This is a genomic window from Nocardioides sp. (assembly GCF_036267815.1).
Lineage (GTDB): Bacteria > Actinomycetota > Actinomycetes > Propionibacteriales > Nocardioidaceae > Nocardioides.
Window position 1 is genome coordinate 23,232 of record NZ_DATAVI010000058.1, and the last position, 25,713, is coordinate 48,944.

General features: G+C 71.7%; 29 protein-coding genes and 1 pseudogene. 6 read left to right on the forward strand and 24 right to left on the reverse strand.

Going from position 1 to position 25,713, the window contains the following annotated elements:
• Positions 1–11 precede the first annotated feature (11 nt).
• The 13 genes and pseudogenes from VHW64_RS12035 to VHW64_RS12095 form a co-directional block, all read right to left on the reverse strand.
• On the reverse strand, positions 12–455 hold the full coding sequence (locus VHW64_RS12035) for a hypothetical protein (protein WP_329650800.1): 444 nt from the start codon (positions 453–455) through the stop codon (positions 12–14).
• Between the two features lie 151 nt (positions 456–606).
• The gene (locus VHW64_RS12040; RefSeq protein WP_329650835.1) at positions 607–1,506 is read right to left on the reverse strand and encodes a DUF6576 domain-containing protein; all 900 of its coding nucleotides are present in this window, start codon (positions 1,504–1,506) and stop codon (positions 607–609) included.
• Positions 1,507–1,552: 46 nt separating this feature from the next.
• A complete protein-coding gene (locus VHW64_RS12045; RefSeq protein ID WP_329650801.1) occupies positions 1,553–2,785 on the reverse strand; it encodes an MFS transporter in 1,233 nt (410 codons plus the stop codon).
• Positions 2,786–2,880: 95 nt separating this feature from the next.
• A pseudogene (locus VHW64_RS12050) lies at positions 2,881–3,045 on the reverse strand (hypothetical protein); the annotation flags it as partial.
• A gap of 238 nt (positions 3,046–3,283) precedes the next feature.
• Positions 3,284–3,490, reverse strand: coding sequence for a hypothetical protein (locus tag VHW64_RS12055; RefSeq protein ID WP_329650802.1), 207 nt, complete (start codon positions 3,488–3,490; stop codon positions 3,284–3,286).
• Positions 3,491–3,570: 80 nt separating this feature from the next.
• On the reverse strand, positions 3,571–4,431 hold the full coding sequence (gene mutM, locus VHW64_RS12060; RefSeq protein ID WP_329650803.1) for a bifunctional DNA-formamidopyrimidine glycosylase/DNA-(apurinic or apyrimidinic site) lyase: 861 nt from the start codon (positions 4,429–4,431) through the stop codon (positions 3,571–3,573).
• 12 nt (positions 4,432–4,443) lie between these two features.
• A complete protein-coding gene (gene rnc, locus VHW64_RS12065; protein ID WP_329650804.1) occupies positions 4,444–5,151 on the reverse strand; it encodes a ribonuclease III in 708 nt (235 codons plus the stop codon).
• A 58-nt stretch (positions 5,152–5,209) separates the two neighbouring features.
• A complete protein-coding gene (rpmF, locus tag VHW64_RS12070; protein ID WP_329650805.1) occupies positions 5,210–5,395 on the reverse strand; it encodes a 50S ribosomal protein L32 in 186 nt (61 codons plus the stop codon).
• A 56-nt stretch (positions 5,396–5,451) separates the two neighbouring features.
• A complete protein-coding gene (locus VHW64_RS12075) occupies positions 5,452–6,006 on the reverse strand; it encodes a DUF177 domain-containing protein (RefSeq protein ID WP_329650836.1) in 555 nt (184 codons plus the stop codon).
• Between the two features lie 132 nt (positions 6,007–6,138).
• Positions 6,139–6,612, reverse strand: a complete 474-nt coding sequence (gene coaD, locus VHW64_RS12080; protein ID WP_329650806.1) for a pantetheine-phosphate adenylyltransferase — start codon at positions 6,610–6,612, stop codon at positions 6,139–6,141.
• Positions 6,613–6,641: 29 nt separating this feature from the next.
• Positions 6,642–7,220 carry a 16S rRNA (guanine(966)-N(2))-methyltransferase RsmD gene (gene rsmD / locus VHW64_RS12085; protein ID WP_329650807.1) on the reverse strand — a complete coding sequence of 193 codons (579 nt, stop codon included), beginning with the start codon at positions 7,218–7,220 and terminating at the stop codon, positions 6,642–6,644.
• A 34-nt stretch (positions 7,221–7,254) separates the two neighbouring features.
• The gene (locus VHW64_RS12090) at positions 7,255–9,507 is read right to left on the reverse strand and encodes an ATP-dependent DNA helicase RecG (RefSeq protein ID WP_329650808.1); all 2,253 of its coding nucleotides are present in this window, start codon (positions 9,505–9,507) and stop codon (positions 7,255–7,257) included.
• 17 nt (positions 9,508–9,524) lie between these two features.
• Positions 9,525–11,150: a DAK2 domain-containing protein gene (locus tag VHW64_RS12095; protein ID WP_329650809.1), complete on the reverse strand. Its 1,626-nt coding sequence runs from the start codon at positions 11,148–11,150 to the stop codon at positions 9,525–9,527.
• Positions 11,151–11,320: 170 nt separating this feature from the next.
• On the opposite strand from VHW64_RS12095, the gene rpmB reads away from it, so the two are divergent.
• On the forward strand, positions 11,321–11,509 hold the full coding sequence (rpmB, locus tag VHW64_RS12100) for a 50S ribosomal protein L28 (RefSeq protein ID WP_329650810.1): 189 nt from the start codon (positions 11,321–11,323) through the stop codon (positions 11,507–11,509).
• Positions 11,510–11,565: 56 nt separating this feature from the next.
• Here the strand turns inward: rpmB and VHW64_RS12105 are convergent, their stop codons facing one another.
• Positions 11,566–12,513, reverse strand: coding sequence for a thiamine-phosphate kinase (locus VHW64_RS12105; RefSeq protein ID WP_329650811.1), 948 nt, complete (start codon positions 12,511–12,513; stop codon positions 11,566–11,568).
• Between the two features lie 131 nt (positions 12,514–12,644).
• On the opposite strand from VHW64_RS12105, the gene VHW64_RS12110 reads away from it, so the two are divergent.
• Both VHW64_RS12110 and VHW64_RS12115 read left to right on the forward strand, forming a co-directional pair.
• Positions 12,645–12,881 carry an Lrp/AsnC ligand binding domain-containing protein gene (locus VHW64_RS12110; RefSeq protein ID WP_329650812.1) on the forward strand — a complete coding sequence of 79 codons (237 nt, stop codon included), beginning with the start codon at positions 12,645–12,647 and terminating at the stop codon, positions 12,879–12,881.
• A 74-nt stretch (positions 12,882–12,955) separates the two neighbouring features.
• The gene (locus VHW64_RS12115) at positions 12,956–13,429 is read left to right on the forward strand and encodes a DUF3515 domain-containing protein (RefSeq protein WP_329650813.1); all 474 of its coding nucleotides are present in this window, start codon (positions 12,956–12,958) and stop codon (positions 13,427–13,429) included.
• Between the two features lie 20 nt (positions 13,430–13,449).
• Here VHW64_RS12115 and VHW64_RS12120 read toward each other — a convergent pair whose 3' ends face one another.
• Entirely contained in the window at positions 13,450–14,568 is a 1,119-nt protein-coding gene (locus VHW64_RS12120; RefSeq protein WP_329650814.1) for a D-alanine--D-alanine ligase family protein, read from the reverse strand.
• A gap of 52 nt (positions 14,569–14,620) precedes the next feature.
• On the opposite strand from VHW64_RS12120, the gene VHW64_RS12125 reads away from it, so the two are divergent.
• Positions 14,621–15,700 (forward strand): trans-sulfuration enzyme family protein, encoded by a 1,080-nt coding sequence (locus VHW64_RS12125; RefSeq protein ID WP_329650815.1) that lies wholly within the window; start codon positions 14,621–14,623, stop codon positions 15,698–15,700.
• A gap of 20 nt (positions 15,701–15,720) precedes the next feature.
• Here the strand turns inward: VHW64_RS12125 and VHW64_RS12130 are convergent, their stop codons facing one another.
• Positions 15,721–16,722 carry an NAD(P)H-dependent glycerol-3-phosphate dehydrogenase gene (locus tag VHW64_RS12130; protein WP_329650816.1) on the reverse strand — a complete coding sequence of 334 codons (1,002 nt, stop codon included), beginning with the start codon at positions 16,720–16,722 and terminating at the stop codon, positions 15,721–15,723.
• A complete protein-coding gene (locus VHW64_RS12135; protein ID WP_329650817.1) occupies positions 16,719–17,498 on the reverse strand; it encodes a lysophospholipid acyltransferase family protein in 780 nt (259 codons plus the stop codon). The genes VHW64_RS12130 and VHW64_RS12135 overlap by 4 nt, the downstream gene beginning before the upstream one ends.
• 118 nt (positions 17,499–17,616) lie before the next feature.
• On the opposite strand from VHW64_RS12135, the gene cofC reads away from it, so the two are divergent.
• A complete protein-coding gene (gene cofC / locus VHW64_RS12140) occupies positions 17,617–18,240 on the forward strand; it encodes a 2-phospho-L-lactate guanylyltransferase (protein WP_329650818.1) in 624 nt (207 codons plus the stop codon).
• 100 nt (positions 18,241–18,340) lie between these two features.
• Here cofC and VHW64_RS12145 read toward each other — a convergent pair whose 3' ends face one another.
• The 3 genes from VHW64_RS12145 to leuC all read right to left on the reverse strand — a co-directional run bounded on the left by VHW64_RS12145 (position 18,341) and on the right by leuC (position 21,158).
• On the reverse strand, positions 18,341–18,994 hold the full coding sequence (locus tag VHW64_RS12145; protein ID WP_329650819.1) for an HU family DNA-binding protein: 654 nt from the start codon (positions 18,992–18,994) through the stop codon (positions 18,341–18,343).
• Between the two features lie 158 nt (positions 18,995–19,152).
• Positions 19,153–19,752 (reverse strand): 3-isopropylmalate dehydratase small subunit, encoded by a 600-nt coding sequence (gene leuD / locus VHW64_RS12150; protein ID WP_329650820.1) that lies wholly within the window; start codon positions 19,750–19,752, stop codon positions 19,153–19,155.
• A complete protein-coding gene (gene leuC, locus VHW64_RS12155; RefSeq protein ID WP_329650821.1) occupies positions 19,752–21,158 on the reverse strand; it encodes a 3-isopropylmalate dehydratase large subunit in 1,407 nt (468 codons plus the stop codon). Before leuC ends, leuD begins: the two co-directional genes overlap by 1 nt.
• Before the next feature lie 90 nt (positions 21,159–21,248).
• On the opposite strand from leuC, the gene VHW64_RS12160 reads away from it, so the two are divergent.
• Positions 21,249–21,971, forward strand: coding sequence for an IclR family transcriptional regulator (locus tag VHW64_RS12160; RefSeq protein WP_329650822.1), 723 nt, complete (start codon positions 21,249–21,251; stop codon positions 21,969–21,971).
• A 75-nt stretch (positions 21,972–22,046) separates the two neighbouring features.
• On the opposite strand, the gene VHW64_RS12165 is transcribed toward VHW64_RS12160, so the two are convergent.
• The 4 genes from VHW64_RS12165 to VHW64_RS12180 all read right to left on the reverse strand — a co-directional run bounded on the left by VHW64_RS12165 (position 22,047) and on the right by VHW64_RS12180 (position 25,630).
• Complete coding sequence (locus VHW64_RS12165; RefSeq protein WP_329650823.1) at positions 22,047–22,514, reverse strand: methylated-DNA--[protein]-cysteine S-methyltransferase; 468 nt, start codon at positions 22,512–22,514, stop codon at positions 22,047–22,049.
• A gap of 14 nt (positions 22,515–22,528) precedes the next feature.
• Positions 22,529–24,016, reverse strand: a complete 1,488-nt coding sequence (locus VHW64_RS12170; RefSeq protein ID WP_329650824.1) for an AlkA N-terminal domain-containing protein — start codon at positions 24,014–24,016, stop codon at positions 22,529–22,531.
• A gap of 93 nt (positions 24,017–24,109) precedes the next feature.
• Positions 24,110–24,706, reverse strand: coding sequence for a biotin transporter BioY (locus tag VHW64_RS12175; protein ID WP_329650825.1), 597 nt, complete (start codon positions 24,704–24,706; stop codon positions 24,110–24,112).
• 63 nt (positions 24,707–24,769) lie between these two features.
• Positions 24,770–25,630 (reverse strand): hypothetical protein, encoded by an 861-nt coding sequence (locus VHW64_RS12180; protein WP_329650826.1) that lies wholly within the window; start codon positions 25,628–25,630, stop codon positions 24,770–24,772.
• Positions 25,631–25,713 lie beyond the last annotated feature (83 nt).

Sequence of the window (25,713 nt, forward strand, 5' to 3'; positions counted from 1 at the left end):
GCCGGGCCGGGTCAGAAGCCCAGCCTGGTCAGCTCCAGCTGGATCCCTCGCATGTGCCCGGAGTAGGCCCGGAGCTGCTCGAAGAGCAGCAGGAGCTCGACCCGGTCGAGCTCGACGGCACGCCGGTCGCGCCCGGTGAGCGGGGCCACCCGGTCGGGCGCCAGGGGCCTGAGGTCGGCCTCGAAGAGCCGGGTGACGAACCGGCTGCGAGCCGTGAGCATCGGGGCCATCGCGTCGGCGATGAACAGCCGGTGCATGAGGTCGGCCGGAAGCAGGCCGGCGCTCTCGCGAAGCAGGTGGTCGGTGAACCTCACCGTGGCGTCGACGTTGATCGCGTCGATGTCGGCCCACTCGGGCTGGTGGGCGGGAGGGGCCGCCAGCCAGCCGTCGAGCGCGGCCTCGATCCGGTGTACGCCGGCCTCGTTCTGCTCCCCCTCGTCGCCGAGGGGCTCCATGAAGGCCCCGCCAGAAGGCGAGGTACTCGCGGACCCAGCCCCGGCTGGCCCGGCGCTCGCGCAGGCCGTCGAGGTAGAAGGCGAGCAGGGCCGCGACGAAGACGGAGAGGAACGTGGTCAGCCCGTCGCCGAGAGACATCCGCGCCCGCTCTCAGCCTCGCCGCAGCCGCTCGCGCAGCACCAGCAGCTGCTCGCGCTCGCGGTCGGACAGGGAGTCCATGCCGGTGGCGCTGATCTTGTCCAGCAGGGCGTCGAACTCCGCCTGGTCGCCCGAGACGGGCGGTGGCTCCGGCGGCTGCCACGGACCCTGGACCACCGTGGGACCCGCAGAGCCCTGCCGCTGTCGCTTGGACCTGCGCGACCGTCGGTGCCACGACACTCGCGGCACCTGGGACCACTCCGACATCAGCCCGAGCGCGCGGGCGATCATGGCGGTCAGCAGCAGGCCCAACAGGAAGTCGATGAGGTAGAGCCACTGCCGGTTGCCGACATATCCCAGCACGTAGACCGCGACGATGACGACGCCGATCACCCAGCCCGGGATGTTGAAGAAGAAGCGGCGGTTGGGGTACTCGGCGATGAAGACCAGGATCATCATCAGCTCGAGCACGTTGAGGGTCTCGAGCTGGCCGGCGCCCTGGAGAAGGCCGTTGGAGATCGACGTCAGCTCGACCAGGGCGACCCAGATCAGCCCCAGCCCGGCAGCGACCAGGCCGAGGAACCACGCCATCCGGCGCTTGCCGAGGAGGCCCTCGATCTCGGACCCGAAGTACCAGAACAGGGCGATCGCGATCGCACCGAAGATGCTGACCAGCCCGAAGGGATAGGCGATCGGCCAGGTCACCAGCTGCCAGACCTGACCGTGCACGACAGAGTCGGGCGTGAGCGCGAGGTGCGACTGGACCGGTCCGTAGTTGCCCTCGAACGCCCACTCGACCACGGACAGGACGGCGATCACGACGACCAGCACGGTCGTGGTGACCTCGATGCTCCCGAGCCGGAACCAGCCGTCGTCAGACCCGCGCCCGGGCCGTGACATCCCCCATCTCATGCTCACGGGGTCCACGCTATCGGGCACCCACCCCCGGCGCCGAGCCTCAGGCCGCCTCGTCGGCCGGCACGGGCGTCTCTCCGAGGTGGGCGACAGAGGTCAGCGAGCGCCACATCACGGCCAAGGTCAGCGCCGAGCCGACGAACCCGACCCAGAACGGCGCCGTCAGGCCCCAGATGTGGGCGATCGGACCGCCGAGGGCCAGCCCGACGACGAGCCCGCCGTAGGAGCCGACGGAGTACACGCTGCCGACGCGCCCCTGGAACTCCGTGGGCACCGCCCGCTGCCGCACCGACTGGGACAGGGTGTTCCAGACGAAGGCGTAGAGGCCGAAGACGAACATCAGGCCCACCGCGATCACCGGCGAGCTGTTCAGGGCGAAGCTGAGGTGGAGCAGGACCTCCATGATCAGGCAGGCGCGCATCAGGGTCCCCAGCCGGATGCGGCGCTCCAGCCACCCGTAGAACGAGGTGGACACCAGGCCACCGACCGCCGCCGAGGTCGCGAGCAGGCCGTAGGCGCTCTCGCTCATGTGGAGGTGCTGGGTGGCATACAGCACCAGCGTCGACCAGGCGGTGGCGAAGGTGATGTTGAAGGTCACGATCACCAGCGCCAGGGTCCGGATCGCGGGGTGACCCATCAGCCAGGCGATTCCCTCCCGGATCTCGGTGCCGATCGGCCTGCGGGGCGTCGTGGCCACGCCGCCCTTGGGCGTCGCGATCTGCCAGATCAGGAGCACGCCGAGGGCGACGCACACGGTCTGGGTCACGAACGGAACGGCATGGCCGGCGGTGAACAGCACGGCTCCGAGGGCCGGCCCGAGCAGCTGGCCGAACCCGACGAAGCCGGTCTGGAGGCGGGCGTTCCCGATGCCCAGGTCGTCCTTGTCGACGACCATCGGGAGCAGGGTGCGCGCGGCGGTCTCGGAGAAGACCTCGGCGATCCCGAGCAGGAGCATCGCGACGAGGACGACCACGATGCTCACCTCGCCGGTGAGGATGGTCGTGCTGAGCACGAACAGCACCACGGCGCGCATGCCGTCGCACAGGGCCACCATCACCCGTCGGTCGAAGCGGTCGGCGATCGCACCGGCGTGCAGCCCGAGCACGAGCCAGGGCAGCCGCTGGAGCAGCGTGGCCGAGGCCACCAGGATCGCGTTGTGCGACTGGCTGGCGACCAGCAGGGGGCCCGCGGACAGGGCCAGTCCGTCACCGGCGGCGGCGACCCACGACGACGCCAGCAGCCAGCGGAAGCTCGGGCCCAGGCGCGCCGGAGCCACCGCTTCCACCGCACGTCGGCCGAGCCCTCCCACAAACGTGTGAGGCTAGCGAGGGATCGGCGCCAGCGGCAGGGGCTGACCGCACCTTCTTGTCACTACTTGTCAGTGGTCCGGGACGGCGCGCCGTAGGCCGCGAGCCCGAAGATCAGGATGTCGAGACTGAATCCGAAGCGGTCGTCGTGGTCGCCGCGCGCGAGCGCCTCGGCGATCGAGGCCAGCACCGGGAACTCGTCCTCGGGCAGGTCCGGAGGAGAACTGGCTCCCGCTGCTGTCGCTCGGGTGCTTCGCGATCGCGTTCCTGGTCGTGTTCCTGCTCCCGAGGCGAGCGCGCGAGCAACCTGAGGCCGGCGCCCCCTGACCGATAGTACGGATCACCCGGCTGCCTCTGCGCGCCGGAAAGCCAGCCGATTGATCCGTACTATCGCTCAGCTGAGGGGGTGGGCGCGCCTCAGCGGTGCAGCGACGCCTGCGGCGCACGCTGTCGCGACCCGGGCAGGGTCAGGCTGGCTGCATCTCGAGCTGGTCGGGGTCGAGGTCGAGAACGTGCGCGGCCTGGGCTACCGCCAGGCGGTCGTTCTCCTCCATCAACCGGGTGACCAGTGTCTCCAGCTCGGCAACCCTGACTCGCAGCTGGTGGTTCTCGGCGGCCAACCGAGCGGTGAGGCCGCGATCCTGCTGGAGGTGGCCGATCAGAGCCTTGGCCATGTGTCTGTGAGCCTTCCGACGAGGGTGACCCGCCGTGACCGGGGGGCCGTCTTCAAGAGTGACACTTGAGGTGGCGCGGGTCAATCTCGCAAGGAGGTGCGCCGCGCGCGCGGCACCGGCTGGCAGCGCGGGCAGAAGAACGACGAGCGGTTCATGAACTCCACCCGCCGGATCGGGGTGCCACAGCGGTCGCAGGCCCCGCCCTCCCGACCGTAGGCATGCAGCGAACGGTCGAAGTACCCGGACTGGCCGTTCACGTTGACGTAGAGCGCGTCGAAGCTCGTGCCTCCGGCCACCAGGGCCGCGCCCATCACCGCCCGCGCCTCGGCAAGCACGCGGCGTACGTCGACCGGCCGGAGCCGCTCCCCCGCTCGCTCGCCGTGCAGCCGGGCGCGCCACAGCGCCTCGTCGGCGTAGATGTTCCCGACCCCGGATACGAGCGTCTGGTCGAGCAGCAGCCGCTTGATCCCGGCGGCGCGGCGGCGCACCCTCGCCACGAACAGCTCGTCGTCGAAGTCCGGGTCGAAGGGGTCACGCGCGATGTGGGCGATCTCGGGCGGCAGCTCAGCCCCGCCCTCCGAGACGGCCAGGCCGCCGAACATCCGCTGGTCGACGAAGCGCAGCTCGGCGTCGCCGAGCCCGATCCTGACCCGCAGGTGCCGCTCGTCGACCCGCCCGAGGGGCTGGACCAGCAGCTGCCCGCTCATGCCCAGGTGTCCCAGCAGGGCGTCGCCGGAGTCGAGCGGCAGCCAGAGGTACTTGCCCCGGCGCCGGGCGCCCTCGAAGCGACGGCCGGTCAGCGTCGCCGCGAAGCCCGCGGGGCCGCGGTGGTCGCGGCGTACCGGACGAGGGTGGAGGACGTCGACGGACTCGACGGTTCGCCCGACCACGTGCCGCTCGAGCCCGTCGCGGACGGTCTCGACCTCGGGCAGCTCTGGCACCGGAGGCTCGGCTCAGTCGTCGGAGGCGGCCGCCCCGGCCACCTGGTCCGCCACGGCCTGCACCATCTTGTCGGTGACGCCGAGCGACGCCGCCAGCTCGCCGTAGGCGGTCTCGGCTGCGGCCTGCTCCGCCTCCTTCTTCGACCGGCCCACGCCGTTGCCGTAGCGCTGGTCCCCGACACGCACCTGAGCGGTGAAGGTCTTGAGGTGGTCGGGACCCTCGTCGGCGATGAGGTACTCGGGGACGCCCAGGGCGTGCTCGGCGGAGAGCTCTTGGAGCGAGGTCTTCCAGTCGAGCCCCGCACCGAGTGCCGAGGCCGCCTCGATCAGGGGGTCGAACAGCAGGTGCACGACCACGGCGGAGCTCTCCAGGCCACCGGACATGTGGATGGCCCCGATCACTGCCTCCACGGTGTCGGAGAGGATCGAGGCCTTGTCACGGCCCCCCGTGGTGTCCTCGCCACGACCGAGCTTGATGTAGGAGCCGAGGTTGATCCGGCGGCCTACCCCGGCCAGAGCGCGGGCGTTGACCACGGCCGCACGGAGCTTGGCGAGGTGGCCCTCCGACAGGTCGGGGTGGATCCGGTAGAGGGTCTCGGTGACCACGACGCCGAGGACCGAGTCGCCCAGGAACTCCAGGCGCTCGTTGGTCGGGAGACCGCCGTGCTCATAGGCGTACGAACGGTGGGTGAGCGCACGCTCGAGCAGCTCGGCGTCCAAGGTGGGCTCGCCGAGCGCGGTGCGCAGGGAGGCGTAGTTCAGCGTCGTCGACCCGGTCTCAGAGGACCTGGCGACGGGCGCCCCGGGCGCCGTACTGGCCGCAGGTGCCACAGGCGCGGTGCGGCAGGTGCTTGGCACCGCACGCGGGGTTGGCGCAGGTCACCAGAGTCGGAGCCACGGCCTTCCACTGCGAGCGCCGGTGCCGGGTGTTGCTGCGCGACATCTTCCGCTTCGGGACTGCCACTGTCATCTCCTACGTCGGTGGGCCGGCCACGCGGACCGGTCCCGCTGCGTGCTTGCTCAGTCTTCGTGCTGCTCGGGCTCTGCCAGCGTGCTCAGAGCCGCCCATCGCGGGTCGACCGGCTCGTCGTGCCCGTGGTCGGGATCGTCGGCGAGCCGGGCACCACACTCGGTGCACAGCCCCGGACAGTCCTCGGAGCACAACGGCTGGAACGGCAGTGCAAGCACCACCGCGTCCCGCAGCAGGGGCTCCAGGTCGACCAGGTCGTCCTGGAGCTTGCTGACCTCGAGCTCCTCATCCGGATCGACGTCCTGGTCGTCGTAGACGAACAGCTCCTGGAACCTCACCTCGACGTCGTCGGAGATCGGCTCCAGGCACCGCGCGCACTCACCGGTCAGCGCGGCCCTCGCCGCACCGGTGACCAGGACGCCCTCCATGACCGCCTCCAGCCTCAGGTCGAGCTCGACCGGAGAGCCTTCGGGGACGCCGAGGACCTCGATGCCCAGATCTGCCGGAGCCGGAACCGTCCGTGACACCCCGCGCTGGGACCCCGGGCGGCGACCGAGCTCGCGGGTATCGAGCACGAGCGGCGCTCTCGGGTCCAGTTTGCTCAGGGGATCACTTTCACTTCTGGCCACGTCAGATCGCCCATCACTGTATCGGGCCGATTCCGTTCGACAAAACCGTCGGTGACCTGCGCGGACCCGTCGCCGATCGGCGCCGTCCGACCCTTCCGGCGAGCGTCGTCAGCCGAGGCGGGCCCTGAGCTGCTCGCTGACGAACGCCGGGACGAACGCCGACACGTCGCCGCCGAGGCCGGCGACCTCCTTGACCAGCGACGACGACACGAAGCCGCGACCGGGGCTCGTCGGGAGGAACACCGTCTCGACGGCGGTCAGGGAGGAGTTCATCTGGGCCATCTGAAGCTCGTAGTCGAAGTCGCTGGCCGCCCGCAGCCCCTTGACGATGGCGGTCGCGCCACGGTCGGCGCAGAACGTCGTGACCAGGCCGGTGAACCCCTCCACCGACACGTTGTCGAGATCGGAGCACGCGCGGCGCATCATGGCGATCCGCTCGTCGGCGTCGAACAGGCGCGACTTCGAGACGTTGGTGCCGACCGCGACCACGACGTCGTCGAACAGCTGCGACGCGCGCCGCACGATGTCGAGGTGTCCGAGGGTGACCGGGTCGAACGAGCCGGGAACGACGGCGCGGCGCACGGGGCCTCCTGGTCGAGGGGTCCGGCCGGCTAGGCCGGACCGGCGGTGTGGGCGGCGTGAACGTACCAGAGCACGGTCTCGCCGTACCGCTTCTGACGACCCTCTCGCAGGCTTTCCGGCCACGGCGGCTCGGGCCCGCGCGAGCCGCGCTCGACCACCACCAGCGCGCCGGGGACGAGCCACCCGTGCTCCACCAGGGCGACGAGGTCGGAGCCCACGGCCTCCTCGTCCAGGGCGTACGGCGGGTCGAGGAACGCCACGTCGTACGGCGCGCTGGGCTGTCGCGCCAGGGCGCCGGAGACCGCCCCGGTCACGATGTGGGCGCGGTTGAAGCCGAGCTCCTGGGCGTTGGCCCTGATCATCGCAGCGGACCGGCGGTCCCTCTCCACCAGGGTGACCACGCCGGCGCCGCGCGACCATGCCTCGAGCCCGACGGCTCCGGAGCCGGCGTAGAGGTCGAGGAAGCGCAAGCCGCCCAGCGAGCCGCACCAGGACTCGATGGTGGCGAAGAGCGCCTCGCGCACGCGGTCGCTGGTGGGACGGGTGCTCACCCCGCGTGGCGTGGCGATGCGGCGGCCGCCCACGCTGCCGCCGATGATGCGGGTCACGCGCGCCGCGCGCCGCGCGACGTGCCCGGCTCGGTCACGACTTCTCCATGAAGCCAGAGTGCCGCGACTGCTCCAGTTCTGTCACGAGCCGGTGGAGGTCCCTGGCCCGGTCGAGCCCGGGGTCTGCGGCGAGCAGAGCCGTCGCGGCCTCACGTGCCTCGACGATGGTCTTCTCGTCGCGGAGCACCCGCAGGCGCTGGAGCGAGCTGTGGAACCCCGACTGCGAGCGGCCGAGCACGTCACCTTCACGCCGCTGCTCGAGATCGACGCGGCTCAGCTCGAACCCGTCGGTCGTGGCGGCCACGGCGTCGAGCCGTTCGCGCGCCGGGCTCTCAGCGTCGGCGTGCGTCACCAAGAGGCAGAGCCCCGGCAGCCCACCACGGCCGACCCGTCCTCGCAGCTGGTGCAGCTGGGAGATCCCGAACCGGTCGGCGTCGAGCAGCACCATGGTGGTCGCGTTCGCGACGTCGACGCCGACCTCGATCACCGTCGTCGCGACCAGCACGTCGGTCTCGCCTGCCGCGAAGGCCCGCATCGCGCGGTCCTTCTCGTCGGGAGCGAGCCGCCCGTGCAGGAGGCCGAGGCGGAGATCCCGCAAGGCGCCCTCGCCCAGCCAGCGCACGACCTCCTCGGCAGCGCTGAGCGAGCCGGGCGCGACAGGCGCGTCGACGAGCTCGCCGTCGGCGTCCACCTCCGGCAGGTCCGACTCGCCCTGCTCGAGCTCGTCGCCGGCGATCCGGGGGCATACGACGTAGACCTGGTGACCCTTCTCGACCTCCTCGCGCACGCGCGCCCAGATCCGATCGATCCAGGCGGGCTGGTCGGCGAGGGGGACGACGATGGTCTGGATCTCGCCGCGGCCGGCGGGCAGCTCGGCCAGGGTGGAGACCTCGAGGTCGCCGAACACCGTCATCGCCACGGTGCGCGGGATCGGGGTCGCCGTCATCACCAGGACGTGCGGCGGGGTGCCGGCCTTGTCCGTCAGCGCCGCGCGCTGCTCGACCCCGAAGCGGTGCTGCTCGTCGACCACCACCAGACCGAGGTCGGCGAACCCGACGCCCTCCTGGAGCAGGGCGTGCGTGCCGACGACGATGCCGGCCTCGCCGCTCGCCGCGGCCAGCAGGGACTCCGCCCGCGCCGACTTGGGCATCGAGCCGGTCAGCAGGGCGATGGTCGTGCCCTCGGCCGCGCCGCCGAGCATCCCACCCTGGGCGAGATCGCCGAGCAGCGCGCCGATCGACCGGACGTGCTGCTGGGCGAGGACCTCGGTGGGCGCCAGCAGGGCTGCCTGTCCACCGGAGTCGACGACCCGCAGCATCGCCCGCAGGGCCACCAGCGTCTTCCCGGAGCCGACCTCGCCCTGGAGCAGGCGGTTCATCGGACGAGGCCGGGCAAGGTCCTCCATGATCTCGGCCGAGACCGACTCCTGCCCGGCGGTCAGGGTGAAGGGCAGCCGCTCGTCGAACGCCGCCAGCAGCCCGGCGCCGCCGCTGCGCGCCTGGCCGCCCTGCTCGGCCACGGCAGCGCGACGACGAGCCAGCACGAGCTGGGTCACCAGCGCCTCGTCGAAGCGGAAGCGACGCTGGGCGGCGCGCAGCTGGGGCCAGGAGTCGGGTGCGTGCACGTGTCGCAGCGCCGTGGCCAGGTCGGGGAGGTCGTACTCACGGCGTACGGCGTCGGGCAGGGGGTCGGGCACCTCGTCGACGACGGTCAGCGCGAAGGCGACCGCGCGCTGAAGGTCCCACGAGTCGACCCCCTTGCTCTGCGGGTAGAGCGGGAACAGCGCCTTCACCGCGTCGATCGCCGGGCCGAGCCCCTGCTCACCGGACGCCTCGTCGACCTGGCCGAACAGGACCATCGAGGGGTTGGTCAGCTGCCACTGGCCGCGAAAGGTGCTCACCTGCCCGACGAAGACACCCCGCTGGCCGACCGGCAGCCTGCCGGCGTGCCAGTCGCTCACGCGCTTGTTCTTGGCGAAGAACGACATCCGCAGGCCCGGTCCGTCGGTCTGCACCGTCGTGTCGAGCCGGTACGCCGTGCGGTGGCTGCGCCGGTCGAGGTAGGTGTTCACCGTGCTCTCGACGATCTCGCCGACGACGGTGAGCATCTGACCGCCGCGCAGCTCCTTGACCCGGGTGAGCTCGCCGGTGGGGACGTAGCGCCGCGGGAAGTGGTAGAGCAGGTCTCCGACCGTGCGCAGACCCATGTCCTCGCTGATCTTCTTGGCCGAGCCCTTCTTGGTCTGGGCACCGAGCACCGCGGCGACGGGCGAGTCGAGGGCGATCATCGGGTCACGGTCTCCGGTCACTCCACGGACATGAGCAGGGGGTAGCGGTCCTGGCCTCCGTCGTACACCACGACGTCGACATGGGCATGGCGGTCGGCGACGTACGCCTCGCACCGGCGGGCCAGCCCGTCGGATCCGGCGCCGCTGACCAGGGTGACCAGCTCGCCGCCCGCGCCCAGCATCCGCTCGAGGACCTCGTTGGCGACGTCGCCCAGGTCCGAGCCGACCACGGCGAAGTCGCCCTCGACGACCCCGAGCACGTCGCCGGGCTCGCACGGTCCGGCCATCGTGATCGCCCGCCGCGCGGCAACGGTGACCGCGCCGTGGCGGGCGTGCCGCGCCGTCGCGGTCATCTCCAGCACGTCGGCGTCGAACCCGCGCGCCGGCTCGTGGACGGCCAGGGCCGCGATTCCCTGCACCTGGGCCTGGGTCGCGATGACGGCGACCCGGATGCCGAGGTCCTCCTCCGCCGTTCGTGCCGCGACCCTGGCCGCACGCACGGAGTCGGGGTCGTTGGGCAGGACCACGACCTCGGAGGCGCCCGAGCCGGCCACGGCGTCCAGGATCATCCCGGTGGACGGGCGGTTGCCGGGGCCCGCCTCGATGACGATCGCACCGGCACCGCCGAACAGCCGGGCCAGGCCGGGCCCCGCGGAGACGGCGACGATCCGGCGCCCCGCTCGGGCGCGCCGCGGCCGCGCCGCCACCTGCTCGGCGAAGTGCGTGACCTGGATCCGGTGGGGGCGGCCGGCCGCGAGGCCGGCCTCGATCGCGGCACCGACGTCATCGACGTGGACATGGACGTTCCACAGCCCCGCACCGCCCACGACGACCAGCGAGTCGCCGAGAGGCCCGAGGTCGCCGCGCAGCACCGGGATGGACGCCTCGTCGGCGTCGAGGAGGTACATCACCTCATACGACGGCCCGTCCGCGCGGAGGTCGGCGACGTCGGCAGCCAACGGGATCACGGGTGCGCCGAGCGTGGGCGAGGCAGCGACCCGGCGGCGCCCCGTCAGCACCGTCTCGGCGGCGTCGAGGATGACGCTGAGCCCACGCCCGCCGGCGTCCACGACGCCGGCGGCACGCAGCTGGTCGAGCTGCTCCGGCGTGTGGGCCAACGCCTCACGGGCCGCCGCGGCCGAGGACTCGAAGACGTCGCGAGCCCGCGCCCCGGCCTCCTCCGCGCGGCGTACGGCCGCATCGGAAGCGGCTCGAGCGACGGTCAGGATCGTGCCCTCGACCGGCGTCCCGACGGCGGCGTACGCCGCCTGCGTGGCCTCGGCCATCGCGGCGGCCATCACGACGGCGCTGCGCTCGCCCGGCCCGCTGCGCCCGATCCGGGAGACCAGGGCACCCAGCAGCTGGCTCAGGATCACCCCGCTGTTGCCGCGGGCCCCGAGCAGCGCGCCGCGGGCGAACGCCGTCAGCGCGGTCGACAGGTCCGCGTCGGACCCGGCCGCGGCGATGGCGTCGCGGGCCGCGCTCATCGTGAGGTACATGTTCGTGCCCGTGTCGCCGTCCGGCACGGGGTAGACGTTGAGCGCGTCGATCTCCTCACGCGCATCGGCCAGCGCGTCGACCGCGACGTCCACGAAGCGCCGCACGACCGCGAGGTCGATCTCGCCGCCCTTGGGTGCTTCCATGGTCCGTCGCACGCTCCTCGGTCCGCCCGGACGCTCGGGCGGCTGCCAGGGTAGTGCCGGGTACGCAGATTCGTCCGCGTGCGGGTGGGTCGGATATCCTCTCGAGGTTGCCTGCCGTGCGCAGGCCCTCGAACCTCGACCGCGTTCCGTCTCGACCAGGAGTGTCTCCCGTGGCTGCCGTGTGCGACATCTGCGCCAAGAAGCCGACCTTCGGCAACAACCGACCCTGGTCGAAGAAGATCACCAAGCGGCGCTTCGACCCCAACATCCAGCGCGTCCGCGCCGTGGTCAACGGCACGCACAAGCGCCTCAACGTGTGCACCGGCTGTCTCAAGGCCGGCAAGGTCTCGCGCGCCTGACCATCCCCGGGTCGTCAGATCCGGTGAATCGTCGGGCCCTCGCGCTCAGCGCTTCCCTAGAAGTGCGCCCACCCGGTCGGGCCGTCGTACGTCTGACCGTCGACGGTGACGCCCGAGCCCGCCGCGACCGACCCGACCGGCTGCCAGCCAGCCGGCAGCTCGCCGGTGGCGAACGTCGCCAGCAGCGCGTGGTCGTCGCCGCCGCCCAGCACCAGCTGCAACGGGTCGACCCCCGTGGCGGCCGCCACGGCCTGGAGCGGCTCGGGGACCTCGAACGCCTCGCGGCGCACGTCGATGGCCACGCCGGACTCCTCGGCGAGGTGCCCGGCGTCGGCGAGCAGCCCGTCCGAGACGTCGATCATCGCGGTCGCTCCGGCCTCCGCGGCCGCCGGTCCGGCGTCGTACGGCGGGTCGGGACGGCGGTAGGCCTCGACCAGGACGCGCGGCGAGCGGAAGCCCCGGGCCAGGACGGCGAGCCCACCGGCGGCCCAGCCCTGTCTCCCGCAGAGCGCGAGCACGTCGCCGGGCCCGGCACCCGACCTCAGCACCGGTGACTGGGTGCAGGCACCGAGCACGGTCACTGCGAGCACCAGCGAGTCCGCCGAGGTCAGGTCGCCACCGACGACGCTGGCACCCACCCGCCCGCACTCCTCGGCGAAGCCGGTCGCGAAGTCCAGGACCCACTGCGCGGGCAGGTCCCGCGGGGCGGCTACGCCGAGGGTCAGCGAGTGGGCTCGACCCCCCATGGCGTTGATGTCGGACAGGTTCGCCGCAGCCGCGCGATGGCCGACGTCCGCCGCCGTCGCCCACTCCCGCCGGAAGTGCCGACCCTCCACCAGCAGATCGGTGGAGACCACCACGTGGCCGGTTCGGATGCGCAGGACCGCGGCGTCGTCGCCGGGCCCGACCAGCACCTGCTCGCCCTGGGGGAAGAGTCCGCGCAGCTGGTCGATGAGCGGGAACTCGCCGGCCTCCGAGACGGTCGCGTCAGGTGGGAAGGCCATGGCGCCCATCCCACCAGATCCGCGCCCCGTCCGGCTCGATGACAGCCCGGGACGTCCTGTCGGGTCCTGCGGACTGCACGGTAGGTTGTGCCTCATCAAGGCCCCCCCGCACCTGCGCAGAGGAGACAACGATGGTCGTCCAGGCGTACATCCTCATCCAGACCGACGTCGGCAAGGCCGCTGAGGTGGCTCGCGAGATCGCCCAGGTCAAGGGCGTGACCCTCGCCGAGGACGTCACCGGTCCCTACGACGTGATCGTGCGCGCCGAGGCCCGCAACGTCGACGAGCTGGGCAAGCTCGTGGTCTCCCGCGTTCAGAACCTCGACGGGATCACCCGCACCCTGACCTGCCCCGTCGTCCACATCTGAGCCGCGACCGCACCTTGAGGAGAGTCCCACCGCGTCCCGCGACGCCTCGGCAGCGGCGGGGCGCGGCCAGGTCCGTGGGTCTGTCGATCGTCCTGGCAGCCACCGTCCTGCTGGTCTCCGCGTGCGGCAAGGACCCCGTCAGCATCCCGAACCTGCGCCTGAGCGCCGCCGACGAGGCGGTCTGTCAGCGCGTCGCCGACGCTCTCCCCTCCCACCTCGGCGGCAAGTCGCGTCGCAAGACGCAGCCGGCCGAGGCGCTGGGCGGCGCCTGGGGCGATCCCCCGCTCGTGGTCCAGTGCGGCGTGGGGGCACCCGCCGAGCTCACCCGTACGTCGCACTGCACGGTCGTGGACGGCGTGGGGTGGTTCCTCCCGCCCGAGGAGGAGTCGGACCCCTCGGCGGATGCGGTGCTGAGCACGGTGGGCTACAAGCCGGTCCTCCAGCTCACGGTGCCTGCCCAAGACCGCGGTAGCGTCCTGGCGGCCGCGGAGGTCGAGCTCGCGCCGGTCGTCAAGGCACAGCTCCGCGCCGTCCGCCGCTGCCTGTAGGACGACGTGGCCGGCCGAGGTCAGCGCAGACCGGTCGACCGTTGCAGCGCCAGCTGGATCAGGCGGTCGACGAGCTCTGGGTAGGACACCCCGGTGGCGGCCCACATGCGTGGGTACATCGAGGTCGGGGTGAAGCCGGGCATCGTGTTGATCTCGTTGAGCACCAACGAGCCGTCCGGCATCACGAAGAAGTCGACGCGGGCGAGCCCCTCGCACCCGATCGCCTCGAAGGCCCGGACGGCCAGCTCGCGCAACCGCGCCGACGTGGCCTCGGGGAGGCCGGCCGGGATCTCGAGCCCGGTGTGCTCCTCGGGGAGGTACTTCGCGGCGAAGTCGTAGAACTCGTGCCCCTCCCCCACCACGATCTCGGCCGGCACGCTGGTCTCCGGAGTCCCGTCCAGGGCCTGGAGGACACCGCACTCGACCTCGCGCGCACCGATCGCGGCCGGCTCGACGAGAGCCTTCGGGTCGTGCCGGTGGGCTTCCTCGATCGCGGCGTCGAGCTCGCTCGCGTCGTGCACCTTGGAGATGCCCATGCTCGAGCCGGCGCGCGCGGGCTTGACGAAGAGCGGGAAGCCGAGGTCGGCCAGCCGATGCCGGACGCCGTCGGGATCGCGGTACCACTCGCGCGCGCCGACCGTGACCGACGGGAGCACGGGCAGCCCGGCGTCACGGAGCACGATCTTGGCGTAGGTCTTGTCCATCCCGACGGCGCTGGCCAGCACGCCGGCGCCCACGTAGCGCACCCCGGCCATCTCGAACATCCCCTGGATCGTGCCGTCCTCGCCCCAGGGGCCGTGCAGGAGCGGGAACACCACGTCCACCTCGCCGAGCGTCTCCGGGGGACGCGCCGACTCGTGGACGACCAGGTCGGTGCTGCCGGCCTCACGCAGCAGGGCGACCGTCGCCCGGTCGCCGTCGACGCTGGGCAGCTCGTCACGGCCCGTGATCCGCAGGCGCTGCGGGTCCTCCGACTCGAGCACCCATCGACCGTCGGTGGCGATGCCGATCGGGACCACGTCGTAGGCCGAACGGTCGATCGCCTCCAGGACGCTGCCGGCGGTCACGCAGCTGATGGCGTGCTCACTGGACCGGCCGCCGAAGACGATCGCGACGCGGGGCTTGCGTGACTCGCTCATCAGCCCGACCCTACCGAGACGACGGCGCGCATGCCTCGCCTACGCTCACCTCATGCCGGACCCGACCGCCCCTGACTCCTGGTCCCTGGCCACCATCGCCGTCTCCGCGGGCCGCCCTCCCCACGAGCCGGACCAGCCGCTCAACGTCCCGATCACCATGGCCTCCACGTACGGCGCCACCGGAGCGCTCGAGTACGGCCGCTACGGCAACCCGACCTGGACCGCCTTCGAGGACGCCCTCGGCGCGCTCGAGGGCGGCCGCTGCCTGGCGTTCTCCTCCGGCCTGGCCGCCGTCGCCACCGTGCTGGACCTGGTCGGCCAGGGCGCGCGCGTCGTTGCTCCTCGGCATGCCTACAACGGCACCGTGATGCAGCTGACCGACCTCGAGGCGCGCGGCCGGGCCACGGTGCAGCTGGTCGACGTGACCGACACCCACCAGCTGACAGCGGCATGCGAGGACGCCGCCCTGGTCTGGCTCGAGTCACCGACCAACCCGGCCCTGGAGCTGGCCGACATCGAGGCGGTGGCCGGGGCCGCCCACGAAGCCGGGGCCTACGTCGTGGTCGACAACACCTTCGCCACTCCCCTGCGTCAGCGGCCCCTGGAGATGGGGGCCGACCTGGTGGTGCACTCGGCGACGAAGTACCTCTCGGGTCACGCCGACGCGATGCTCGGTGCCGTCGTCACGGCCGACGACCAGATCCACGAGGTCCTCAAGGGACGCCGCGACCTGACCGGGTCGGTCCCGGGCACACTCGAGGCGTGGCTGGCGCTGCGCGGCCTTCGCACCCTGCACCTCCGCGTCGACCGTGCCGAGGCCAACGCGCGCGCCCTGGTCGATCGGCTGCGAGAGCACGCCGCCGTCGACGAGGTGCGCTACCCCGGCTTCGGAGGGATCGTGGCGGTCGTGCTCTCCGGCGGTCCCGATGCCGCGGACCGGCTCGTGCGCGCGACCTCCCTGTGGGTGCACGCGACGTCGCTGGGCGGCGTGGAGTCGACGTTCGAGCGGCGACGTCGCTGGAACTCCGAGCCGGCCACGATCCCCGACGCGCTGGTGCGGCTCAGCGTCGGAGTCGAGGACGTCGAGGATCTCTGGCGCGACCTGGCCCACGCCCTCGACCAGCAACGCTGACCCGGCACACCCGGTCAGCGCTAGTCGGTCTCGGCCTTGGTGTCGCGACGGACGAAGGACTCCATCATCTCGGGGGGCGTCATCCGGCCGTCGACGACAGCCTCGACGTGCTCGGCGATCGGCGCGTCGACACCGACCTTGCGTGCGAGCGCCAGCAGCGAGGAGCACGACTTCGCTCCCTCGGCGACCTCCCGGGTCGAGGCGAGGATCTCGGCCGTGGTCATGCCCAGGCCGAGCTTCTCCCCGAAGGTCCGGTTCCGCGACAGCGGCGAGGAGCAGGTCGCCACCAGGTCACCGAGCCCCGCCAACCCCATCAGCGTCAGGGGGTTGGCGTCCATCGCCGCGGCGAGCCGCGCGGTCTCGGCCAGGCCGCGGGTGATCAGCGACGCCGTCGTGTTGTCGCCGAACCCCAGGCCGACCGCCATCCCGACCGACAGCGCCACGACGTTCTTGTAGGCGCCGCCGAGCTCGCAGCCCACGACGTCCACGCTGGTGTAGGGGCGGAACGTCGGGCCGTGCACGAGGTCCTGCACCTGCTTGGCGACGTCCTCGTCGGCGCAGGCCACGACGGAGGCCGCCGGCTCGCGCTGGGCGATCTCGTGCGAGAGGTTGGGCCCGCTGACCACAGCCACGCGACCGGGACCGGCTCCGGTCACCTCGCCGATGACCTCGCTCATCCGCCGCAAGGTGCCCAGCTCGACGCCCTTCATCAACGAGACCATCACCGACGTGGCGGAGATGTAGGGCGCCCAGCGCTCCAGGTTGCCGCGGAAGGTCTGGGAGGGCACGGCGAAGACGACGACGTCGGCTCCCGTCAGCGCCTGCTCGGCATCGTGGGTGGCCGCGATCGTGGCCGGCAGCTCGACGCCGGGCAGGTAGTCGGGGTTCTGACGCCGTTCGTTGATGGTCCGGCACAGCTCCTCGCGCCGTGCCCACAGCGTGACGTCGTTGCCCGCGTCGGCGAGGACCAACGAGAACGCCGTACCCCAGTTCCCTGCCCCGAGCACGGAGACCTGGGTCATGCGTCGCTCGGCTTCTGCCCGCCCTTGCGCGGGTTGCCGGTCGCGCGGACGCCGGCCCGACGCGCGTCGAAGCGCTCGGCCGGCGGCACCTCGTGCCTGAGCTCGGCGACGAGCGCGGTCAGTGCGGACATGATGCGCTCGGTCGCCTGGTTGATGGTCGCAAGCGTGCGGGGCTGCTCGCGCAGGTCGTCGAGTGCCACCGGGTCACCGACCTTCATCGTGATCCGCGTCCGCGGGAACAGGTGCGGCTTCTTGGCGTAGGGGTAGAGCAGGTCGTGCGCCCCCCACTGTCCGATCGGGATCACCGGCGCCCCGGTCTCCAGCGCGATCCGGGCCGCTCCGGACTTTCCGGCCATCGGCCACAGGTCGGGGTCGCGCGTGAGTGTCCCCTCGGGGTAGACCACGACGCACTCCCCCGCTCGTACGGCCGCTACCGCGGCATCGAAGGCGCCCTTGGCGCTCTTGCTCAACCGCTCGACGGGGATCTGGCCCGCGGCCGTGAGGAAGCGCGACATCGCGGGGTTCTTGAACAGGCCCGACTTCGCGAGGTAGCGCGGCATCCGGCCGTGGTCGTAGACGATGTGCGCCGATGTCAGAGGGTCGACGTGCGAGACGTGGTTGAAGACCAGGATGCAGCCACCGGTGGCCGGGATCTTCTCACCATCGATCCAGGTGCGCTTGGTCGTGGCGAACAGGGCCGACTTGACCACCGGCACGGCGAGGTCGAACGCCCAGCCCCGCTTCTGCTGGAGCTTGCGCACGGGTCGCACACTCACCTGCGTCCCTCCCGTCGTGGGCCGTCGTCGTCGCCCGTCATCGTGCCGGCGTCCGGGAAAGGCTACTCGGTCGCGGCCGCCGGACCGCGGGGTCGTCGGGCCTGACAAGATCACCGAGATGACTGCGTCCTACGTCGTGCTGCTGCCGGTGAAGCCGCCGTCGCGCGGCAAGTCGCGGCTCGAGGTCGATCCCGGACGCCGTCGGGCTCTGGCAGCGGCGTTCGCCCTCGACACGGCGCGCGCGTGTCTGGGTGCCGCACGGGTCGCGTCCGTGCTCGCGGTCACCGACGATGCCCGGTTCGCCGACGAGCTTCGCGATGCCGGCTGCGACGCGATCCCGGACGGCGTCGCCGGTGACCTCAACGAGTCGCTGCGTCTCGCGGCGGCCGAAGGACGTCGTCGGTGGCCGGACCGCGTGCCGGTCGTGGTCTGCGCCGACCTTCCGGCGCTGAGGGCAGCGGATCTCGACGAAGCCCTCACGACCGTGAGCACGTGGGGCGTCACTGCGTTCGTCGCCGACCGCGACGGCGTCGGGACGACGCTCTACACCTCGCCGTACGACGACTTCGACCCCCACTTCGGAGCCGGCTCGCGACAGGCCCACCTCGACGCGGGCGCCCGCGAGATCGCGGGTGAGCTGCTCACGTTGCGCGCCGACGTCGACGACGCTCGCGCACTCGCCGGGGCCGAGGCGCTCGGCCTGGGAGCTCATACCCGCCTGGCGATGCTGCTCCGGCCCTGACCACGAGACGTCAACGGCACCGACCACGACACCGACACCGACAACGGGGCCGCCGCGGATCCGCGGCGACCCCGTTGCAACGTCGAGTGCTGCTGGTGCGTCAGCGCTTCCTGGCGGTCTTCTTCGCCGGCGCCTTCTTGGCCGCGACCTTCTTGGCCGGTGCCTTCTTCGCGGGCGCGGCCCTCTTCGCCGGCGCCTTCTTGGCCGTCACCTTCTTGGCCGGTGCCCTCTTCGCGGGCGCGGCCTTCTTGGCCGTCACCTTCTTGGCCGTCACCTTCTTGGCGGGCGCGGCCTTCTTGGCCGTCACCTTCTTGGCCGGTGCCTTCTTGGCGGGCGCGGCCTTCGTCGCCGGCGCCTTCTTGGCCGCAGCCTTCTTGGCGGGCGCGGCCTTCTTCGCCGGCGCCGCCTTCTTGGTCGACGCGGTCGCCTTCTTGGCAGCGGCCGCGCCGGCAGCGAACGTCAGCTTGGGCAGCTTCTTCGCACCCGACACGACGTTCTTCAGATCGGCACCCGCGGTGAACTTCGGCACTGCTGTCTTCTTCGCCTTGATCCGAGCACCTGTCTGGGGGTTGCGCACCCAGCGGGCCTCACGCACTCGCTTCTCGAACGAGCCGAAACCCGTGATCGCGACCTTCTCGCCCTTGGCCACCTCGCGCGTGATCGTGTCCAGGACGGATTCCAGCGCATGCTGCGCCTGCTTGCGGTTCCCCTCGTAACGCCCGGCGAGAGCGTCAATGAGCTGAGACTTGTTCACGGCTTCCCTTCCAATGAACGATCATGGCCGACCTTTTGCCCGGCTTCCCGGTGAACGCTAGGTATTCGCGGCGTTCGCCACAATCACCACGCCGGGTCTTTCGACGGTTTTTTCGAGTCAATCAGGCTCAACCGAGGCTCTCTGAGCCTTCGGCAACCCTACAGAGTCGCGGGCTTCCAGGACGGTCGGCCCGACTCGAATGCGGAGATCTCGTCCTCGTGGGCCAAGGTGAGGGAGATGTCGTCGAGCCCCTCGAGCAGGCGCCACCGGGTGTAGTCGTCGATGTCGAAGGAGTCCTCGACCGCGCCCGGGCCATCGCCCGCCCGCACGGTCCGCGCCGTCAGGTCGACGGTCACTGCCGTGCCCGGCTCTGCCTCGAGCAGCTCCCACAGCCGCTGCACGACCTTGTCGTCGACCTGGGCGGTCAGCAGCCCGGCCTTGCCGGAGTTGCCGCGGAAGATGTCGCCGAAGCGTGGTGACACCACGACCTTGAACCCGTGGTCCTGCAAGGCCCACACGGCGTGCTCGCGCGAGGAGCCCGTGCCGAAGTCGGGGCCCGCCACCAGGACCGTGCCGGCGTCGTACGGCGCGTGGTTGAGCACGAACGCCGGGTCGTTGCGCCAGGCCGCGAACAGCCCGTCCTCGAAACCGTGCCGGGTCACTCGCTTGAGATAGACGGCCGGGATGATCTGGTCGGTGTCGACGTTGCTGCGGCGCAGGGGAACGCCGATGCCGGTGTGGGTCGTGAACGCCTCCATCACCGGGCCTCCAGATCTGCCGGTGAGCTCAAGGTGCCGCGGACCGCGGTGGCGGCGGCGACCGGCACCGAGACCAGGTGGGTGCGCCCGCCCTTGCCCTGGCGGCCCTCGAAGTTGCGGTTGGAGGTCGAGGCGCTGCGCTCCTGCGGGGCGAGCTGGTCGGGGTTCATGCCCAGGCACATCGAGCAGCCGGCACCGCGCCACTCGGCGCCCGCCTCCTTGAAGATCACGTCGAGGCCCTCGTCCTCGGCCTGGAGCCGGACCCGGACCGAGCCAGGGACCACCAGGAGCCTGGTGCCGTCGGCGACCTTGCGACCCCGGACGACGTCGGCGGCAACACGGAGATCCTCGATGCGGCCGTTGGTGCAGGAGCCGACGAACACCGTGTCGATCTGGATCTCACGCATCGGCGTTCCGGCCCGCAACCCCATGTACTCCAGGGCTTTGCGTGCTCCGACGCGGTCGCTCTCGTCCTCGAAGAGCTCCGGCTCGGGCACCGAACCGGAGAGCGGGACGCCTTGCCCGGGATTGGTCCCCCACGTCACGAAGGGCGCCATCGCACCGGCGTCCAGCTCGATCTCGCGGTCGAACTCCGCGTCGTCGTCGGTGACCAGGGTGCGCCAGTGGGAGACTGCGCTGTCCCACTCGGCGCCCCGCGGCGCCTCCGGTCGGTCGTGCAAGTAGCCGAACGTCGTCTCGTCGGGTGCGATCAGGCCGGCCTTGGCGCCCCACTCGATGCTCATGTTGCACACCGTCATCCGGCCCTCCATCGAGAGCGCCTCGATGGCGGGGCCGCGGTACTCGACGACGTACCCCTGCCCACCGCCGGTGCCGGCGTGGGCGATCAGCGTGAGCACGAGGTCCTTGGCCGTGACACCGTCGGGGAGAGCGCCGGTGACCGTCACGGCCATGGTCTTGGGGCGTGACTGGGGCAGCGTCTGGGTGGCGAGCACGTGCTCGACCTCGGAGGTGCCGATCCCGAACGCGAGCGCGCCGAAGGCACCGTGGGTCGAGGTGTGGGAGTCGCCGCAGACGATGGTCATCCCCGGTTGGGTGAGCCCGAGCTGCGGGCCGATGATGTGCACGATCCCCTGGTCGAGATCGCCGAGAGGATGCAGGCGGACGCCGAACTCCTCCGCGTTGGTGCGCAAGGTCTCGACCTGGGCCCGGCTGACGGGGTCCTTGATCGGCTGGTCCCAGTCGACGGTCGGGACGTTGTGGTCCTCGGTCGCCAGGGTGAGCTCGGGACGGCGTACCGGCCGGCCCGCGAGGCGCAGCCCGTCGAAGGCCTGGGGGGAGGTCACCTCGTGCACGAGATGGAGGTCGATGTAGAGCAGATCGGGCTCCCCCTCGGTGGAGCGGACCACGTGCTCGTCCCACACCTTCTCGGCCAGGGTCCTGCCCATCACTACTCCCTCGGGGGTTGCAAGGAACTCTTGGGGTACCTCCCCATCGTATATCTTGCGTCCCATGATCTGAGACGTCAGTATTGCCATATGGACAACACGAGCGGTGTGGGGGTGCTGGACAAGGCTGCCCTGGTGCTCACCGCACTCGAGTCGGGGCCGGCCACGCTGGCCGGGCTGGTGACCGCGACCGGCCTGGCCCGGCCGACGGCGCACCGGCTCGCCGTGGCGCTGGAGCACCATCGACTGGTTGCGCGTGACCTGCAAGGTCGCTTCGTGCTGGGCCCTCGCCTCTCCGAGCTCTCCGTCGCCGCAGGCGAGGACCGCCTGCTGGCGACCGCCGGACCGGTGCTGGCGCGGCTCCGCGACATCACCGGGGAGTCGGCCCAGCTGTGGCGCCGCCAGGGCGAGCACCGGGTGTGCGTCGCGGCGGCCGAGCGGCCCTCCGGTCTGCGCGACACCATCCCGGTCGGATCCCAGCTCACGATGCGGGCCGGCTCGGCCGCTCAGGTGCTGCTGGCCTGGGAGGACGCCGAGCGCATCCACCGTGGCCTTCAGAACGCCGCCTTCTCCGCGGCCGCGCTGTCCGGCATCCGCCGCCGCGGCTGGGCACAGTCGGTGGGCGAGCGAGAGCAGGGCGTCGCGTCGGTGTCGGCCCCGGTCCGCTCGCCGTCCGGCAAGATCGTCGCCGCCGTCTCGGTGAGCGGCCCTCTGGAGCGACTCTCGCGCCAGCCTGGCCGGATGCACGCTCCCGCCGTCGTCGCGGCCGCCGAGCGCCTCTCGGAGTCACTACGGCGCGCCGCCGCGGAGTAGCCGAGTCGGGCTCGGCCTGGGGAAGTGCTGATCAATCCCGCCTGCTGCGCGCCGGCGCCATTGATCAGCACGTCCCTAGAACAAGGCGTCCTGCTCGATCTCGAGGAGCGTCTGCTTGCGCTCGATCCCCCCGGCGTACCCGGTGAGGGTGCCGTCGGCGCCGATGACGCGGTGGCACGGGATCACGATCGGGATGGGGTTGCTGCCGTTGGCAAGGCCGACGGCGCGCGACGCGGCGTTCGACTTGCCCAGCCGCCTCGCGATCTCGCCGTACGACGCGGTCTCGCCGTAGCCGATGCGCACCAGCTGGGCCCACACCGACTTCTGGAAGTCGGTGCCCGCCGGGTCGAGTGGCAGGTCGAACTCCTTGAGGTCGCGCTCGAAGTAGGCCCGCAGCTGACGCACGGTCTCGACCAGGACCGGCACCGTGTCGTCGCGGTCGCCGCGCGGCCGGCCGTCGTGGTCGCGGAACGGCGAGAACTCGATCGCGCTGACCGCACCGCCGTGCTCGACGATGCGCAGATCGCCGATGGGAGAGTCCATGAGGGTCCACATGGTCAGGGTCCTTTCGTTGCCGACAGTGAGTGCCACAGCTGGAGCTGGGCGTAGGAGCGCCAGGGCCGCCACCGCTCGGCCAGGTCTTCCGCATCCGCCGGGTCGATGCCCAACGCACGGAGTGCGTCGCGGATGCCGATGTCGGTGGGCAGGAACACGTCGGGGTGTCCCAACGCACGCAGCGCGACGTAGTCGGCGGTCCACGGGCCGATGCCCGGCATCGCCAGCAGCTGACGCCGGACGTCGTCACGGTCGGCACCGCGGTCGAGGCTCAGGTCGCCCTCGCCCAGGGCTCGGGTGAGGGCGATCAGGGCGCGGCCGCGCGAGCGCGGCATCGGCAGCGCCTCGGGCTCGAGCGAGCCGAGCCGGGACGCGACCGGGAAGAGATGGGTGAGCCCGGCGACGGGCTCGGCGAGCGGCTCGCCGTAGGACTGGGCGAGCCGGGCCGCGGCCGTGCGCGCCGCTGCCACCGTGACCTGCTGGCCGAGGACCGCGCGCACCGCCAGCTCGTCGCCGTCGACGTGCCCCGGCACCCGCAGACCGGGAGCCCGCCGCGCCAAGGGGCCGAGCACCGGGTCGCCGGCGAAGGCGTCGGTGATCGCGACCGGGTCACAGTCGGCGTCGATGAGCCGGCGTACGCGCTCGACGGCCGCCGAGAGGTCGCGCAGGTCGGTCAATCGGAACGTCGCCGGAACGAACGCCGTCGCTCCCGCGTCGTCGACGTCGACAAGGGCGAGGGTTACCACGCCGGATCCGTGCGGCAGCCGCAGCGTGCGCGAGTACGTCGTGTCGGCCGCCAGCTCGACCCCCGGCACCGCGCGCGCGGCCAGGAACTCGTGCAGCGCCCGCCCGGCGAACGGCGTGCGGACCGCCAGCCGCAGCTGGAGCGCCCCTGCGGCGCGAGAGTTTCCGCGTCCGCCTCGAAGCCGGGTCGGTGTCGCGGCGTACACCTCGCGCACCGTGTCGTTGAACTGCCGCACGCTGCTGAACCCCGCCGCGAAAGCGACGTCGGCCGCCCCCAGTGACGTGGTCTCGAGCAGGACGCGGGCGGTCTGAGCGCGTTTGGCGCGAGCCAGCGCGAGCGGGCCGGCACCGAGCTCCTGGGTCAGGATGCGCGAGAGGTGACGCGTCGTGTAGCCCACGCGGCGAGCCAGCCCGTCAACGCCCTCGCGGTCGACGACCCCGTCGCCGATGAGGCGCATCGCGCGGCCGGCGACATCGGCCGCGACGTCCCAGTCGGGGCTGCCCGGCGTCGCGTCCGGCAGGCAGCGCTTGCAGGCGCGGTAGCCCGAGGCCTGCGCCGCCGCGGCGGTCGCATGGAAGGTGACGTTGTGGTACGCCGGCGTGCGCGCCGGGCATGAGGGGCGGCAGTAGATGCCGGTGGTCCGCACCGCGGTGTAGAAGACGCCGTCGAACCTGCGGTCGCGGCTCTTGACCGCGCCGTAGCACGACTCCCGGTCCAGGTGCATCGGGGCCGTCGACGATGTCATGCCTCCATCATGACCGACGCCGCCGACAGTCTCTGGCGGGAATCGGACACGGCCGTCGAGGCATTCGGCTGCGACACCCCGACCTGCGAGGGGTCAGCGACGAATGGAGTCGACGAGCTTCCACGCCGCGGGAAGCAGGCCGGCCGCCAGCAGGATCTTGATCGCGTCGCCCACCAGGAAGTCCTTCACGCCGTCGTCCCAGGCCTGGCCGGCCGTCAGGTGGTACGCGTGGGCCAGCCAGGTGGCACCGAACGCGTAGATGACGACGTTGCCGAGCAGCATCGCGGGCAGGGAACGCGCCGCCCTACGGTCCCACCCTCGATCGGCGAGCCAGCCCACCAGGGCGGCTGCGACCAGCATGCCGACGAGATAGCCGCCCGTCGCGGACGAGAGCCGGAGGGCGTCCCATCCCGATCCGTGCGAGGCGAAGACGCCGTACCCGAGGCCCCCCACCACGAGGTAGCCGGCCAGGGTGGCCGACGCGCGGGTCGCGCCGTAGGCACCGCCGACCAGGAGCACGGCGAAGGTCTGGCCCGTGAGCGGCACCGGCGTGTGCGGCAGGGGGATCGACACCTGCGCCGACAGCGCGACCACGCCGATGCCGACGGCGACCAGCACGAGGTCGGCGACCAGGGCGGCGACCCGGTGTCGGGGATGGACCAGGGACGGGACGAGCGCGGTGGAGGACATGCGCCGATCCTAGGGCCGACGCGCCGAAGGCCCGCGCGGCTGCTCGCCAGATGCTGCCGCGTGTCAGCAGATCACGGTGAGGTAGACGTAGTTGTTGACCTCGACCATCTGTTGGGTGATGGCGTCGAAGTACCAGCTGTACACCCGGACCGTGCGGCCGTCGAACGCCTTCGCGTTGGCGTAGTAGGTGGAGTCGTAGTAGGCCCCCGCGATCGGGGTGCAGTAGGTGACGTCGCGATCGAAGGTCACGTCTGCCACGCCGACGGATACCCAGGTGACCGACACGATGCTCGGCGACCCGCTGTACACGCTTCCAGGTGTGCTCGAGGAACCGGTGTAGATCAGCCCGTGCATCGGCGGCCGGTAGTAGCCGACGACGTCGATGGTCAGGTTGACCGGGCTCTTGCCGCCGTTGTGCACGGCCAGGCTCTTGCCGTTGCCGGACGCGATGCCGACCGTCGCCTCGGTGGAGGTGGTCGTGTGCGCCTGGTAGTACAACGCTCCCAGACGGGAGAAGGCCCCCGTGGCGAACGCGGCGATCACTCCGGACTTGTGCGGCTTGATCGCCGTGATCCGGGCGAGGACCAGGGTGGCCCCCACGGGGATGCCGCACCCGGACCCGTGGCCGCCTTGCCCGGAGAAACCACTCTTCCCGGCCGCATGGAACGAACGGCCGCCGCTCTTGGAGATCGGGCCTCCATGACCCTTGGTCGACACGATGCGACAGAGCTTGACCGGATGGAACTCGCTGGCGGCGTGGCCGGCCGCGTGGTCGGCCGCGAGCAAGGCTTCCGGCGACACGGCTCTCGGCACTGGTGCCCGATCGGGCGCCCGGAGCTGAGGCTGCGCGCTCGCGGCACCGACCCCGACCATCAAGGCGACGATCCCCGAGCCGACCGCCAGCATTCGCAGACGTGAGCTCATCGCCGACCCCCTCGCGAACGCCGACTCGGCGCCTCGGACCTCAGATTGGCCCTCGCTCCGGGATCGCACAAGTGGCGTCGGGC